The 13,129-nt window shown below is 69.2% G+C and carries 14 protein-coding genes; 7 read left to right on the forward strand and 7 right to left on the reverse strand.

Annotation, left to right across the window (positions count from 1 at the left end; genetic code table 11):
* Positions 1-27: 27 nt before the first annotated feature.
* The gene (locus AB5J50_RS48170) at positions 28-633 is read right to left on the reverse strand and encodes an ABATE domain-containing protein (RefSeq protein WP_369264851.1); all 606 of its coding nucleotides are present in this window, start codon (positions 631-633) and stop codon (positions 28-30) included.
* 65 nt (positions 634-698) lie between these two features.
* On the opposite strand from AB5J50_RS48170, the gene AB5J50_RS48175 reads away from it, so the two are divergent.
* Positions 699-1,571, forward strand: a complete 873-nt coding sequence (locus AB5J50_RS48175; protein WP_369264852.1) for an alpha/beta fold hydrolase — start codon at positions 699-701, stop codon at positions 1,569-1,571.
* 76 nt (positions 1,572-1,647) lie between these two features.
* Here the strand turns inward: AB5J50_RS48175 and AB5J50_RS48180 are convergent, their stop codons facing one another.
* On the reverse strand, positions 1,648-3,036 hold the full coding sequence (locus AB5J50_RS48180; RefSeq protein WP_369264853.1) for a DHA2 family efflux MFS transporter permease subunit: 1,389 nt from the start codon (positions 3,034-3,036) through the stop codon (positions 1,648-1,650).
* On the opposite strand from AB5J50_RS48180, the gene AB5J50_RS48185 reads away from it, so the two are divergent.
* Positions 3,029-3,766, forward strand: coding sequence for an ATP-binding protein (locus AB5J50_RS48185; RefSeq protein WP_369265718.1), 738 nt, complete (start codon positions 3,029-3,031; stop codon positions 3,764-3,766). The two genes, AB5J50_RS48180 and AB5J50_RS48185, sit on opposite strands and share 8 nt — an antisense overlap.
* Positions 3,767-3,775: 9 nt before the next feature.
* Here AB5J50_RS48185 and AB5J50_RS48190 read toward each other — a convergent pair whose 3' ends face one another.
* Genes AB5J50_RS48190 through AB5J50_RS48200 form a run of 3 tightly spaced genes read right to left on the reverse strand, consistent with a single transcriptional unit; the run spans position 3,776 to position 7,186 of the window.
* Positions 3,776-5,251, reverse strand: coding sequence for a class I adenylate-forming enzyme family protein (locus AB5J50_RS48190; protein WP_369264854.1), 1,476 nt, complete (start codon positions 5,249-5,251; stop codon positions 3,776-3,778).
* A 36-nt stretch (positions 5,252-5,287) separates the two neighbouring features.
* Positions 5,288-6,211: an alpha/beta hydrolase gene (locus AB5J50_RS48195; protein WP_369264855.1), complete on the reverse strand. Its 924-nt coding sequence runs from the start codon at positions 6,209-6,211 to the stop codon at positions 5,288-5,290.
* 6 nt (positions 6,212-6,217) lie between these two features.
* Positions 6,218-7,186: an enoyl-CoA hydratase/isomerase family protein gene (locus tag AB5J50_RS48200; protein WP_369264856.1), complete on the reverse strand. Its 969-nt coding sequence runs from the start codon at positions 7,184-7,186 to the stop codon at positions 6,218-6,220.
* A 305-nt stretch (positions 7,187-7,491) separates the two neighbouring features.
* Here AB5J50_RS48200 and AB5J50_RS48205 point away from each other — a divergent pair, with 305 nt between their 5' ends.
* Positions 7,492-8,133 carry a TetR/AcrR family transcriptional regulator gene (locus tag AB5J50_RS48205; protein WP_369264857.1) on the forward strand — a complete coding sequence of 214 codons (642 nt, stop codon included), beginning with the start codon at positions 7,492-7,494 and terminating at the stop codon, positions 8,131-8,133.
* 33 nt (positions 8,134-8,166) lie between these two features.
* Here AB5J50_RS48205 and AB5J50_RS48210 read toward each other — a convergent pair whose 3' ends face one another.
* The gene (locus AB5J50_RS48210; RefSeq protein WP_369264858.1) at positions 8,167-9,063 is read right to left on the reverse strand and encodes a short-chain dehydrogenase/reductase; all 897 of its coding nucleotides are present in this window, start codon (positions 9,061-9,063) and stop codon (positions 8,167-8,169) included.
* A gap of 154 nt (positions 9,064-9,217) precedes the next feature.
* Here AB5J50_RS48210 and AB5J50_RS48215 point away from each other — a divergent pair, with 154 nt between their 5' ends.
* The 3 genes from AB5J50_RS48215 to AB5J50_RS48225 all read left to right on the forward strand — a co-directional run bounded on the left by AB5J50_RS48215 (position 9,218) and on the right by AB5J50_RS48225 (position 11,374).
* On the forward strand, positions 9,218-9,667 hold the full coding sequence (locus tag AB5J50_RS48215; RefSeq protein ID WP_369264859.1) for a winged helix-turn-helix transcriptional regulator: 450 nt from the start codon (positions 9,218-9,220) through the stop codon (positions 9,665-9,667).
* A 115-nt stretch (positions 9,668-9,782) separates the two neighbouring features.
* Positions 9,783-10,316, forward strand: a complete 534-nt coding sequence (locus tag AB5J50_RS48220; RefSeq protein WP_369264860.1) for an SRPBCC family protein — start codon at positions 9,783-9,785, stop codon at positions 10,314-10,316.
* On the forward strand, positions 10,316-11,374 hold the full coding sequence (locus AB5J50_RS48225; RefSeq protein ID WP_369264861.1) for an LLM class flavin-dependent oxidoreductase: 1,059 nt from the start codon (positions 10,316-10,318) through the stop codon (positions 11,372-11,374). Before AB5J50_RS48220 ends, AB5J50_RS48225 begins: the two co-directional genes overlap by 1 nt.
* Here AB5J50_RS48225 and AB5J50_RS48230 read toward each other — a convergent pair.
* Positions 11,281-11,679 carry a hypothetical protein gene (locus AB5J50_RS48230; RefSeq protein ID WP_369264862.1) on the reverse strand — a complete coding sequence of 133 codons (399 nt, stop codon included), beginning with the start codon at positions 11,677-11,679 and terminating at the stop codon, positions 11,281-11,283. The genes AB5J50_RS48225 and AB5J50_RS48230 overlap by 94 nt on opposite strands.
* 154 nt (positions 11,680-11,833) lie before the next feature.
* Between AB5J50_RS48230 and AB5J50_RS48235 the strand changes: the two genes are divergently transcribed.
* Positions 11,834-13,012, forward strand: a complete 1,179-nt coding sequence (locus AB5J50_RS48235) for a saccharopine dehydrogenase NADP-binding domain-containing protein (RefSeq protein WP_369264863.1) — start codon at positions 11,834-11,836, stop codon at positions 13,010-13,012.
* Positions 13,013-13,129: the final 117 nt, after the last annotated feature.

Below are 13,129 nucleotides of genomic sequence, written 5' to 3' on the forward strand. Positions count from 1 at the left end.
TGGTTGTGCCGGGAGTTCGTTGCGGGTTCAGTCTGCCGGGGTGTGCTCACTCCGTCTGGCCCGGGCCTGGTGGAGGCGGACCTTGGTGCGGTTGCCGCAGCGGGACATGGAGCACCAGCGGCGGTTGTGGGCGGGGGAGCGGTCCAGGAAGCGCAGGGCGCACATCTCGGCGCCGCAGACACGTACGCGACGGATCTCGGCGGACAGGAGCAGATCGACGGCGTCCTGGGCGATCAGTGCCAGCGCGGCTGCGGGATCGGTGGCGGTGCTCGTGGTGCCGGCGGGCTCCAGGCGTCCGTCCGTAACGGCGATCTGCAGGGCGGGTCGGGGGGCCTCCGCTGCCGCGCGGTTGAGCAGAGTGACGTCGCCGGACGAGGGCAGCCGGCCGTCGGCGACCGCGAGTACGGCCCGGTCGACCGTCTCGCGCAGTCGTCGGCCCGACGCCAGGACGGCGGCATCCGCGGGGGCCGGTGCGCCCGGTGCGAGCAGGCCGGCCTTCTGAAGCCAGCGGGCCAGGTCGCCCGGGTTCCGGAGCGTCTCCCCCGGCGTGGGCCGCCACCGATGGCGGAGGGTGTTGGTGAAGTCCAGGCAGAGCCGCCCGCCGTCCCAGATCCACATGTCGTCCGTTGCCACGCCTTCATTCTGCACGTTAGGTTTAACCCTCTAAGAGGGTTAGTTCGTGCCGAGGAGGCGCATCCATGGGACAGCCCACAGCGACCACTGGTGTGGCGCAGGTGGACGGGGTCCGCCTGCACTACGTCCGAGCGGGATCCGGCCCTCTGCTCGTTCTGCTCCACGGCTGGCCGCAGACCTCCGACTGCTGGCGGCCGGTGCTGGCGGATCTCGCCGCCGACCACACCGTTGTGGCGCCCGACCTGCGTGGCTACGGCCTGAGCGACAAGCCGCCGACCGGTTACGACAAGCGGCGGATGGCTGCCGACATGGCCGGCCTCGTCGAAGCGCTCGGCTTCAAGAAGGCCGCGGTCGTGGGTCACGACCGCGGTGCCCGCGTGGCGCACCGCTGGGCGCTGGACCGTCCGGAGCAGGTGGAGCGGCTGGCCGTGCTCGACGTGGTGCCCACCCGGGAGATGTTCCGCCGCATGGACGCCTCACTCGCCTCCGGGTACTGGCACTGGCTGTTCCAGATGCAGCCCGATCTGCCCGAGCGCCTCGTGGGACAGGACATCCGCTGGTATCTCGAGTACTTCTTCGAGCGGTGGACCTACAACCGTCATGGGCTGACACCCGAAGCGGTCGACGGGTACGTCCGCGCGTTCTCCCGCCCGGGTGCCCTGCGCGCGAGCTTCGACGACTACCGGGCCATGGAGCAGGACATCGCGCTCGACGACATCGACGCCGCCGAAGGCCGCCGCCTCACCATGCCGGTGCTGGCTGTGTGGGGTTCCGAGGGACTCCCGGCCCGCCTGCCCACGCTGGAGATCTGGCGCGCCTACGCGGACGACGTGACCGGTGCCGAGATCCCGGAATGCGGCCACTTCATCCCGGAGGAGCAGCCGGCGGCGCTGATGGCGCATCTACGGACCTTCCTGGCCGACGGGACCAACCGGTGACCCTGCGACCGTGAGGGAAGCAGGCCGAGGGGGCGGTCCAGCCACAACTGGCTGGGCCGCCCCCTCGGTAAGAGCCTCAGATCGAGACCGGGGCATCGGCCAGGACGTCCCCCGCGGCCGGGCTGCCGGCATTGCGCTGCCTGGGCATCAGGAGTGCCAGGGCCGCCGCCAGGGCGACCGCACCGGCCCCGAGCCAGAGCGCCGGCACCAGCCCGTCCACGAACAACGATGTGGACCCGTAGCCGCCCTGGGCGGAGAAGACCGCCGCCAGCGACGCGACGCCGATGGCGCCGCCGACCTCGCGGATCGCGTTGTTGGCGCCGGAGGCGATGCCCTGCTCCTCCGGGCGGACCGTGCTCATGACGAGGTTCGCGCTGGGAGCGAAGAACATGCCCATGCCGATTCCACAGACGATCAGCGCAGGCAGCAGTGCGGTGTACGACACCTGGGGCTCGACGGCCAGCGCCCAGAGCCCGAGGCCCACCGCGTTCAGGGCCATGCCCGCCGTCACGACGGGAGCGCCGCCGATGCGGTCGGACAGTGCCCCGGCCAGCGGCCCGGCGATCATGGGCATGGCGGTCCAGGGCAGCATCCGTACGCCGGCTTCCATCGGGGAGTAGCCGCCGACGGTCTGGAGGTACTGGCTGAGCAGGAAGATCGCTCCGAACATGCCCAGGAACATGAGCAGGCTGGCGGCGTTGATGGCGCTGAAGGAGCGGTGGCGGAAGAGGCGCATCGGCAGCATCGGGTGTGTGGCGCGCAGTTCGTAGAGGACGAAGCCGACGAGCAGCGCCGTGCCCGCGATGAAACCGCCCAGGACCGGGGTGCTGGTCCAGCCGTCGGCGTTGCCGCGTACCAGGGCGTAGACGATGCCGAACAGACCGCCGCTGGCCAGCACTGTGCCGACAAGGTCGAGGCTGGGGTTCGGGCCGTGGCTCTCGCCCAGCCGCAGCAGGGCCAGCGGGATCAGTGCCAGGCCGAGCGGGACGTTCACCCAGAAGATCCACTGCCAGGAGAGGTGTTCGGTGAGAGTGCCGCCGATGAGCGGTCCGGTGGCGACGGCTATGCCGCTGGCCGCGCCCCAGATGCCGAAGGCCGCGCCGCGCCGTTCGGCGGGGACGGCCGCCGCCAGCAGGGTCAGGGTGAGAGGAGTGACGATCGCGGCCCCGACACCCTGCGCCGCGCGGGCGGCGATCAGTTCACCCATCCCGGGGGCGAGCGCGGCCGCGGCGGAGGCGGCGGTGAAGATCGCGAGCCCGATGGCGAACAGTCTTCGGCGGCCGAAGCGGTCACCCAGGGAGGCGCCGAACATGAGCAGCACCGCGAAGGTGAGGGTGTAGGCGCTCACCGTCCACTCGAGGTCTTCGAGGCCGCCGCCTAGGTCCTCGCGGATGGAGGGGAGGGCGGTGGTGACGATCAGGTTGTCGAGCGCGGTGATGAACCCGGCCATGCTGGTGATGACCACGGCCCATACGGCGCTGCCGCCCCGAGCCGGTTGCTTGCGGTGCTGTTACGTGCTGCGGCAGCAAGCTGCGCTGGAGAGTGAGGGCGGTGGACCGCTCCTGGGGGTAACGCCGGGCGTTCCAGCTCGAACTGCCCCAGGCAGTCTGCTGGTGCTGTATACCGACGGCCTCATCCAAAGCCGCGCTCGCGCCGTGGACGCCGCCCTCGCGGTCGTGTCCGACGTGCTCGCTCAGGCGCCGGCGTCCCTGGAGGAGACCTGCGACGGGATGCTCCGCGCGCTGTTGTTGCCCAGCCGCCCCGCCGACGGCGTCGCCCTGCTTGTGGCACGCACCCGAGCGCTGGACGCCGATCACGTCGCCACACTGGATCTCCCCTCGGATCCGGCCGTCGTCTCCGAGGCGCGCGCTTTCGCCTCGGGCCGGCTGGCCGCCTGGGGGCTGGAAGAGATGGCCTTCACCACGGAGCTCGTGGTCAGCGAACTGGTGACGAATGCCATCCGCTGCGGCAAGAGCCCCTTCCAGTTGCGGATGATCCTCCAGTCCACCGTGACGTGCGAGGTTTCCGACGCCAGTGGCACCGCCCCGCATCTGCGCCGCGCCCGGGCGTTCGACGAGAGAGGCCGCGGCCTGCTCCTGGTCGCCCAGCTCACCGAACGCTGGGGCACGCGGCGCAACCGCGAGGGGAAGGTCATCTGGGCGGAACAGCTGATTCCGTCCGCCGTTGCCGAGTGACCGTATTGATCAGGACCTGGCAGAGACCGCGGCGTGGGCAGTCCGCAACGAGGGTTTGTCGATCTTGCCGACCGCGTTCTTCGGGATGGCTTCCACCACGACGAACGAGGTCGGGCGCTTGTAGCCGGTGAGACTGCGCGTGCAGAGCGCTTTCAGCGCCCCCGGATCAACGGTCAGACCCGGGCGAGGCTGGACGTAGGCAACGACCACCTCCCCCCACTTTTCGTCGGGCACGCCGATCACGGCGGCCTCGAGCACCGACGGGTCGCCTGTGAGGACGTCCTCGATCTCCTTGGGGTAGATGTTCTCGCCGCCGCGGATGATCATGTCCTTCGAGCGCCCGACCAGGGTCAGATAGCCCTCGGCGTCGAGGTGGCCCACGTCGCCCGTATGCAACCAGCCGCCGATGATGACCTTGGCCGTTTCGTCCGGACGGCCGAGATAGCCCCGCATGACGTTGGCACCCCTCACGACGACCTCACCGTCGATGCCCGGCGCCACCTCGATACCGTGGGCGTCGATGATCCGGATCTCCTGGCCGGGGAAGGGAAGCCCCACGGTTCCTGCGCGTCGAGGGCCCGCGACGGGGTTGATGGTGGAGCCGCAGGTCCCTTCGGACAGCCCGTACCCCTCGACGAGTGGAAAGCCGTACCGGGTCTCGAACCGGGTCAGCAGCTCGGCGGAGGCGGGGGCGGCGCCGCAGACTCCGAACCGCAGCGACGATGTGTCGGGCCGCACGTCGTCCGGGAGCGCCGCGAGCATGCTGTAGATCGTCGGCACGGCGCTGAAGAAGGTGGGGCGCTCCTGCTCGACGAGGTCGAAGAAGGTGCGGGGATCGAACCGGCGGCCCGCGATGACGACGCTCGCGCCCACGAGCAGAGGCATCAGGACGCTGACCACGATGCCGTTGACGTGGAAGAGCGGCAGGATCAGCAGGCACCGGTCGGCCGGCCCGACCTCCAACGCCCGGTGCCCCATCTCCACCATGGCGTCGATGTTGGCGTGGTCGAGCATCACACCCTTGGGAACACCGGTCGTACCGCTGGTGTAGATGAGCAGGGCCAGCGTGGAGGGGTCCAGAAGCGGCGCTTGATCCGGCTCCACCGCTCCTTCGTACAGTTCGCCGACGGCGAGTACGGCAACGCCGTCCGCCACTACGGCCGCACCGTCCTCGACCACCAGCAGACGCGCAGCCGAGTCCTGGAGCTGTCGAACCACCTCCACGCCGGTCATGCTCGGGTTGACCGGTGTGATGGTGGCGCCGAGCCGCCAGGCCGCGAACAGCAGGAGGACGAACTCGACGCGGTTCGTCAACTTGAGGGCGACGACGTCACCGGGACCGATTCCGAGGTCCTGGAGCTGACGCGCTGCCGTTCGAACCCGGCTCAGCAACTGTGTGTTGGTCAGGGACTGGTGCCCGTCGGATACCGCGGCCCCATGGGGGTCGAACTCGGCGCGGCGGTCGGGCAGAGAAGCGAAATTCATGGCGAGCGTTACCTGTCTCGGTGCGATGCGATCCGGTCAAGGAGTCGACGCGGCGGGTGCCGGGTCCAGCTGGCGGGTGAGGAACTCGATCTGGTCGTGTACCAGTGCCTCGAAGGTCTCGCCGGTGTAGAAGTCGAAGTGACCGGCGTCGTACCTCTTGATCTCTCCCCGGGGCGCGGTGCCCGCGTACCGGAGGGTCTCGGCGGGAGGCGTGACCGAGTCGGTGTTGCTGACGCAGAAGAGGATCGGCATGGTGACCTTCTTCGCCGCACGCCCGGGCCGGTAGCCGGCGATGGTCGGAATCACCCGTGCCGCCACCTCGTTGCGGAACGTCGTCCCGGCAGGCTGCAGCGCCTGGTATCCGGGGAGGGCGTCCGGAGCGTTCATGAGGGCCGGCGAACCGGGGGCGGCGGCGATGGGAACCATCGCGGGTGCCCTGCCGCGTACTCTGGCCGCCAGATCCCGGGCGAGCACGGGGGTCATCCTGAGTGAGGCGACCGGGCCGAGCGCGAGCGCGGAGGCGAGACCGTCGGTGAACGGGCACTGGGCCACGGCCGCGCGCAGTTCGGGATGGCGTGAGGCGACGGTGATGGCGTGGCCGCCGCCGAAGGAGCTGCCCCACACCGCGACGCGTGCGCGGTCGACGTCACGGCGGGCCTTGACGTAGGCGAGGGCGGAGTCCCAGTCGGCGAGCTGACGCTTGATCGACAGGAGCTGGCGAGGGTGGCCGCCGCTGTCCCCGAAGTGCCGGTAGGTGAAGGCCAGGGCGGCGATGCCGGCCTGTGCGAATCGCTCGGCGAAGGCGTCCAGGCGCATCTCGCGGGTGGCGCCCAGGCCGTGCCCGAGGACGACGACGGGTGGGGAGGTGACGCCCGTGGGGAGGTAGAGCCATCCGGCACAGTTGCTGTCGCCGGAGGGGAACGTGATGTCGTGACGGGTGAAGGAGTGCGAAGCGGTCATGTCGGCTCACCGTCCGTTCGTCGAGCGGAGCCCGGGCACGCTGCCCGATGCGAGCGCCTGCGCGTAGATGTCCGGCCTGTAGAGCGGGAGTTCGCCGGTGGCGTCCGTCGTCTCCATGTAGTCGAGCATCAGTTCCTGACCATCCTTGGACATGACTCTGGTGAAGAACTCGGCGCGTTCGACGTGCAGGCCGTCCTCCAGTGACATTGAGCCGCCGAAGTACACGGACCGCTTGGCGGCCGCGACCGACCCCTTCGATCGCGCGCCGAAGTGTTCGGCGAGTTCGACCGCCTGTGCGACCACCTTGTCCTGCGGAACGACCTTGTCGACCGCCCCATTGGCGAGAGCCTGCGCAGGCGTGAACGGCTTGCCTTCGAGGATCGCGGCCAAGGACCGGTGGGTGCCGATCAGGCGGGTCAGCCGCTGGGTGCCGCCGCCACCCGGGATGATGCCCAGGAGGATTTCCGGCTGGCCGATGAAGAAGTCCCCGTCGGCCATGACCCGCAGATCGCACGCCCAGGCGAACTCCGCGCCGAGGCCGAGAGCCGAACCGTTGAGGGCGGCGACGAAGAGGACACCGCTGCCGTTCATCCGGAGGAAGGTCGTGTGCAGGCGCTCCAGTTGGAGGGCTCCACGCATCGGGGTCCTGCGCATCACGGGCCTGAGGAGACGGGACCGGTCCACGTGCTTCGCCATGCGTACGACGGCGGCCGCACCGCGTCGGCCGACCGTAGGGCTCGCTGCACCCTCTTCCTGAAGCCACCGGACCGCGGCATGGCTGACGAACCGCTCGGGATGTGCCCCGGTGAAGACGACGGCACGGATGTTCGGATCGCGCTCGGTCCGGTCCACCAGCCTGTCCAGCTGATGGGCGATATCGAGGCCGAACTCCTGGTGTGGGCCGCCGTCGACGCGGACGACCAGGACGGCCCCGCGGTCCTCGATGTCCAGATGGCCCTTGTCTTTGTATGGCATGAATTCTGCTCCCGTGCTGAGTTCATGGGGGAGTGGGAAGCGCGTGGGGGACAGCGACGGGTGTGTGTCGCACCCATGGGGTGCGGATCGCCCCGATGGGCTGTGTCCGTACAGGCGGCAGGAAACGTGGACGGCGCGTGATGGGGTGTCCGGGGACGAGCGCCCGTGTCCGAGACGGCACACCACTCGTGATGTGTACTATTGCCGTGACGAGTTAGATAACCAAGTTATTTCAGCGGTGTCAACGGTGGAGGCTGAGAGAGATGTCAGGACGGGCGAGGCTCGAGAACGCGCCCGAACGGCTGGTGCAGGCCGCCATCGGTCTGCTGGCCGAGCAAGGGCCGTCGGCCGTCAAGGCGCGTACGGTGGCGTCCGCGAGCGGACTGTCGACGATGGTGCTCTACAGCCACTTCGGGGGCATCCCCGAACTGATGCGGGCCGTCGTCGACCACGGGTTCAAGGAACTTGGCGGGGCGTTCGCCCAGGTGCCCGTGACGGAGGACCCGATCGCGGATCTCTTCGCCATGGCCTTGACCTGCCGTCGAATGGCCCGCGAAAACCCTCACTTGTACGACCTGATGTTCGGACTGTCCACGCGCGCGACGTACCGGCCGCTGTCGGATGCGGACCATCGTCTGAGCGGGCATTCGCCGGCCTTCCGGGCCGCGCACGCCCACGTCACCGCAGCGTGTGAACGGCTCGTGGGCTCCGGCAGGGTCGAGCAGCAGGAACCCGAGGTCATAGCCGCTCAGTTGTGGAGTTTTGTCCATGGCTACATCACCCTCGAGCTGGCTGAGCACTTCGTCGAGTTCGAGGACGCGGTGGTGCAGGTGCTGCTGCCGATGGGCGTGAATTTCTCTGTCGGGTTGGGTGACACGCGGGAACGTGCCGAGGCCTCGCACGAGGCCGCAGTGCGCCTGTACGGCTCGATCGTTCGAGGCGGGTGAAAGCCGCGCGGTCGGCTGCTGCCCCGTGCACGGCTAGGAAGACTTGGTCTCCGCAGCGGGGGTACCAGTACCCGGCGTGAGTTGGTCATGCCTGCCCAGAGCCGCGACCTCCCGTTCGAGGGACGGAACCGCCCGGGCCGCGAAGCGCCTCGTCCAGGGCCAGGCCAGCGGCGAGTTGAGCGCCGCCTTCGCCCAGTTGGCCACGACGACCGAGCGCGGGACGTACACGCGGCTGCGTCGGCGCACGAGCCCGTCGACGATCGCGGCAGCCGCACGGTCGGCACTCGTGGTGACGTTGCCCGGATAGGGCAGCCGTTGACGCAGGCCCTGGAATGAGGGGAGGTCCACCTCGGCGCCCCGAACGAGGTCCGTGTCGATCCAGGAGGGGTGCACCAGGCCGACCGTGACCCCGAGATGCGCCACCTCCTGGCGATAGGTCAAGGCGAGCAGTTCAGCCGCGGCCTTGCTCGCGCCGTACGAGGCCATCGCGGCCAGCGGCATGAAGGACAGCGCGGATGCCACGACCAGCACGTGGCCCCGGCTGCGCTCCAGATGGGGCGTCGCGTACTTGAGGGTGCGGAACACGCCGTTCAGATTGATGTCCAGGACCCGCTCGAACGAGGCCTCGTCCGTCTGTCGCACCGTCCCGTACGCCACCACGCCGGCGTTGGCGACGACGAGGTCGATGCCGCCCATGAGCTCCGCGGCCTCGTCGATCGCCGACCGCAGCGCGGCGCCGTCGCGCACATCGGCCTCACGCCAGGAAGCGGCGGGGCCCAGGTCATCGGCGACGGCGCGCAGCCGGTCGGGCTCCAGGCCGATCACGGTCACACGAGCCCCTCGGGCGGCGGCCAGGCGGGCCACCTTCTCGCCGATGCCGCGTGCCGCTCCGGTGACAACCAGCTTTCTGCCCAGCAAGTCACGTTTCATGGCGGCAACATAACTTCGTTATTGACGGAACACAAGAGGTCGCGCACCGGCTGCATCTCGCTTTACCTGCTGGGTCTCACAACTGGACGAACCTATGCTGGCTGCCATGAGACGGACATCCTTTGCGCGGTGGCCCTGTTCGATCGCGCGGACCATGGATTTGCTCGGGGACTGGTGGACGCCCTTGGTGCTGCGTGAGGCGTTCTACGGGATCCGGCGGTTCGACGCGTTCCAGGAGTCGCTGGGGATCGCCCGCAACACGCTGACGGACCGGCTGCGCCGTCTGGTGGGGGAGGGGCTGCTGGAGAAGCGGCCGTACCAGACGGAGCCGGTTCGGTACGACTACGTGCTCACCGAGAAGGGGCGCGACTTCTACGGCGTGCTGCTGGTGATGAACCGGTGGGGAGACCGCTGGCTGGCCGGTGAAGAGGGCCCGCCGGTGGTCATGCAGCACGATGTGTGCGGGCAGGAGACCCATGCCGAGGTGGTGTGTGCCGCCTGCGGCGAGCCGATGACCGCGGACAACACCCGCCCTCGGATGGGCCCCGGCTATCCACCACATCTGGCCGAGCGGCCGGATGTGCGGGAGCGTTTCGCCGACTGACTCGGTGGTTCTGTGATGCCTGTGCCCGCCCTTGACAAGTGAGTCTATCTACGCAACTTTACTGGTCAGTTACTTGCATGAGGGTTCTCGGTCGAGGCAGGGAGGCCACGGGATCATGGAGTGGACGGGCGCACGCTATGCGGACAAGCCGACGGTTGAGGTCCACACCTGGATCGCCGCCCCGCCGCCACAGGTGTGGACGCTGGTGTCCGACATCGAGCTGATGCCGCGCATGAGCTCCGAGCTGCAGTCCGTTGAATGGCTGGACGGCAGGAGCGGCCCTGCTCTGGGAGCCCGGTTCATCGGCCGGAGCAAGCATGAGGCGTTGGGGGAGTGGGCCACCACGTCCCACATCATCGAGTACGAGCCGTCGAGGACGCTCGCCTGGGCGGTCGAGGATCCGCAGCACCCGACGGCGATCTGGCGATTCGCGTTGGCGCCGCAGGACGGCGGCACTCTGCTCAGGGAGTGGATGCAGATGGGGCCGGCTCGCTCGGGTCTCTCCTTCGCCATCGATCGCCTACCGGAGAAGGAGCAGAAGATCGTGTTCGTACGCATGCGGGAGTTCGAGGCCAACATGACCGTCACCCTCGAAGCGATCAAGAAACTCGCCGAGGGCACCCAGACCCCGGGCGAGGCGAGTCTCTGATGCGCACCTCCACCACGATCGAAGCCTCCGGGGGCGACTGGCGGGAGATCGTCGACTACGTCACCGAGGCGGAGAAACTCGGTCTGGACATCTGTTGGGTGGCGGAGGCGTGGGGCTCCGAGGCGCCCTCGCCGTTGGGCTACCTCGCCGCGAAGACGGAGCGCCTGCTTCTCGGATCGGGAATCATCCAGCTCGGTACCCGCACGCCGATGGCCATCGCCCGCGCCGCGATCACACTGTCCCAGATTTCCCAGGGGCGCTTCCTCCTCGGACTGGGCCCCTCCGGACCGCAGGTGATCGAAGGACTGCACGGTGTGCCCTTCGACCGGCCGCTGTCACGGATGCGCGAGACCGTCGAGATCGTGCGACAGACCGCCTCGGGCGACAAGGTCTCCTATTCCGGGCGGGAGTTCCAGATCCCGCTGCCCGGCGAGGCGAAACCCATGCGTTTGTCGATGCGCGCCGAGTACGACATTCCCGTCTACCTGGCGACCCTCTCGCCGAAGATGCTGCACCTGACCGGTGAGATCGCCGACGGCTGGCTGGGCACCAGTTTCGTACCCGAAGGCGCCAAGGAGGCGTACTTCGACCACCTGGACCGGGGCTTGGCCACCGCCGGTCGTACGCGCGCCGACCTCGACATCTGCCAGGGCGCCGAGGTCGCCTTCGCGGATGACGAGGACGCGCTGCGCGCGATGGTGGCCGGACGCAAGAAGGAGCTGGCCTTCAGCCTCGGCGGCATGGGCTCCGCGACCACGAACTTCTACAACAACGCCTACAGCCGCCAGGGATGGGCCGAGGCGGCGGCCGAGGTCCGGACACGTTGGCAGGCCGGGGACCGGGACGGCGCGGCCGGCCTGGTCACCGACGAGATGGTGCTGGCGACCACGCTGATCGGAACCGAGGACATGGTGCGCGAGCGACTGCGCGTGTGGCGCGACGCCGGTGTCGACACCGTTCGCTTCTATCCCGCCGGCGAGACCCTCGACGTCCGACTCGCCACCCTGGGCCGGGCCATCGACCTGGTCCGCGACATCGAGGACAAGGCCGCACGGTAGCGACAGGTCATGGCGGCCGAGGAGGGCCGCCATGTGCCGGTGCCGTCCGCCAAGCCCGACATCAGCAGGGTGATCGCACGGAACGTCCTGGTCAGGGCGGACTCCCGGTCCGCCGCGGCGGCGATGATGTGGCTGCCCTCGCACGGGCCTGCCAAGAGCAGCCGGGCGACAGTGGCGACGGGAACGTCCGGTTGCAGGTCACCGCGTTCGGCCAGAACGGTCAGCAGCCGTTCGGCCGGCGGCCGGGCGGCGGCGTCGTTGATGTGCCGGAACTGCTCTCCCAGGACCGAGGGCGCCTGGGCCATCAGCGCTCGGTGCAGGGGCCGTCGCGTCTCCCCGTACTCCGACTTGTTGGATCAGCTCCTGCGGAGCTCGTTTTTCAATTACCTGAAGTCAGTGAATGACTCACGGTCAATCGATGGTCGTCATGACAATGCCCTCCGGAAGGCAGGCGGAGCCGTGGAAAAGCGCAGGATCGTGTTGCTGGGCGCAACGGGGTACACCGGGCAGCGAGCACTCCGGGAACTGCTCGCCCGGGGAGAGAAGCCGACCCTGGTCGGGCGGAACCGGGCCAAGATGCTGACTCTGGCCGACCGCTTCGAGACGGAGCTGCCGGTGATCGAGATCGACGTCACCTCCGCGGCCGACCTCGCGCGGCTCCTGGGGCCCAGCGACGTGGTCCTCTCCACGGTCGGGCCCTTCATGCAGCTCGGCATGGCCACGGTCACGGCTGCTGCGCGGGCAGGGGCGCACTACTTCGACTCCACGGGGGAGGGACCCTTCGCCCGCCGCGTCCTCGGTGAGCTGGACTCCGTCGCAGCCGCCCGGGGAGCCACCGTCGTCCCCGCGTTCGGCTACGACTATGTGCCGGGCAACCTCGCCGGTGCGCTGGCTGTGGACAAGGCGGGCGAGCGCGCACGCCATGTCGAGATCGGCTACTTCATCACCCGTTCGGGAGACGGGGACGAACTGCGTTACCGGAGTACCCTGCGCGACGCTTACACCCTGACCACGGGAGGCACACGGCAGACGCTGGTCGCCACGGCGGCCGAGGACGGGTTCGCCTACCGCCCCTCTCGTCCAGGGGGTCCTTCCCGTCTGGTCGACGAGCGTGCCGCCAAGCGTGTCCGCACATTCCGCTACGCCGGTGTGAAACGCGCGGCCATGACGGTCCCGGGTACGGAACACCTCGGACTGCCGCAGGTCTTCCCCCAGTTGGAGAGTGTCGAGGTGGGTCTGGGATGGCTCGGGCGGTGGACCCGTCCGGTACAGATGGCCGCCACGCTCCAAGCACCGCTGCTGCGGTCGGCGAAGGTGCGGGCCGCGTTGACGCGGTGGTCCGAGCGGCTCCCGGGATCCCACCGTGAACCGGACTCCGACGGCCGTTCCCTGGTGATCGCCGTCGCCAGCGACGGCCGCGGACGGTCCCTGGCCACGACGGTCCTCACCGGGCCGGATCCGTACGAGATGACGGGATCCCTTCTGGCCTGGGGCGCCGTCCACGCGGCGGCGCCGGATGTCGTACTCAAATCCGGCGTGCACGGCCCGGTCGCGGCTCTGGGGCTTGACACCCTCAGGCTCGGTGCCGCCGAGGCCGGAGTGCACGAAGTCGAAGGGGCGTCGGTCCGCCGCCGATGATCGCTGCGTGGGTTCGGATCACGGAGTCCGCTCCACCCCACTGCTGTCGGCGTTCTCGCGACCACTCTCCTCCGCCTGGCGGGCCAGGACTGACCACCACAGGCCGAGCGGCCCACC

This window comes from Streptomyces sp. R35, from assembly GCF_041053035.1.
Taxonomy (GTDB): Bacteria; Actinomycetota; Actinomycetes; order Streptomycetales; family Streptomycetaceae; genus Streptomyces; species Streptomyces lutosisoli.

What these genes read in the sequence shown, in the direction of transcription:
- AB5J50_RS48175 (WP_369264852.1), top strand. Translation starts at nt 699, where the DNA reads ATGGGACAGCCCACAGCGACCACTGGTGTGGCGCAGGTGGACGGGGTC.
- AB5J50_RS48185 (WP_369265718.1), top strand. Translation starts at nt 3,029, where the DNA reads ATGACCACGGCCCATACGGCGCTGCCGCCCCGAGCCGGTTGCTTGCGG.
- AB5J50_RS48190 (WP_369264854.1), bottom strand. Translation starts at nt 5,251, where the DNA reads ATGAATTTCGCTTCTCTGCCCGACCGCCGCGCCGAGTTCGACCCCCAT.
- AB5J50_RS48195 (WP_369264855.1), bottom strand. Translation starts at nt 6,211, where the DNA reads ATGACCGCTTCGCACTCCTTCACCCGTCACGACATCACGTTCCCCTCC.
- AB5J50_RS48200 (WP_369264856.1), bottom strand. Translation starts at nt 7,186, where the DNA reads ATGCCATACAAAGACAAGGGCCATCTGGACATCGAGGACCGCGGGGCC.
- AB5J50_RS48210 (WP_369264858.1), bottom strand. Translation starts at nt 9,063, where the DNA reads ATGAAACGTGACTTGCTGGGCAGAAAGCTGGTTGTCACCGGAGCGGCA.
- AB5J50_RS48215 (WP_369264859.1), top strand. Translation starts at nt 9,218, where the DNA reads ATGGATTTGCTCGGGGACTGGTGGACGCCCTTGGTGCTGCGTGAGGCG.
- AB5J50_RS48220 (WP_369264860.1), top strand. Translation starts at nt 9,783, where the DNA reads ATGGAGTGGACGGGCGCACGCTATGCGGACAAGCCGACGGTTGAGGTC.
- AB5J50_RS48225 (WP_369264861.1), top strand. Translation starts at nt 10,316, where the DNA reads ATGCGCACCTCCACCACGATCGAAGCCTCCGGGGGCGACTGGCGGGAG.
- AB5J50_RS48230 (WP_369264862.1), bottom strand. Translation starts at nt 11,679, where the DNA reads ATGGCCCAGGCGCCCTCGGTCCTGGGAGAGCAGTTCCGGCACATCAAC.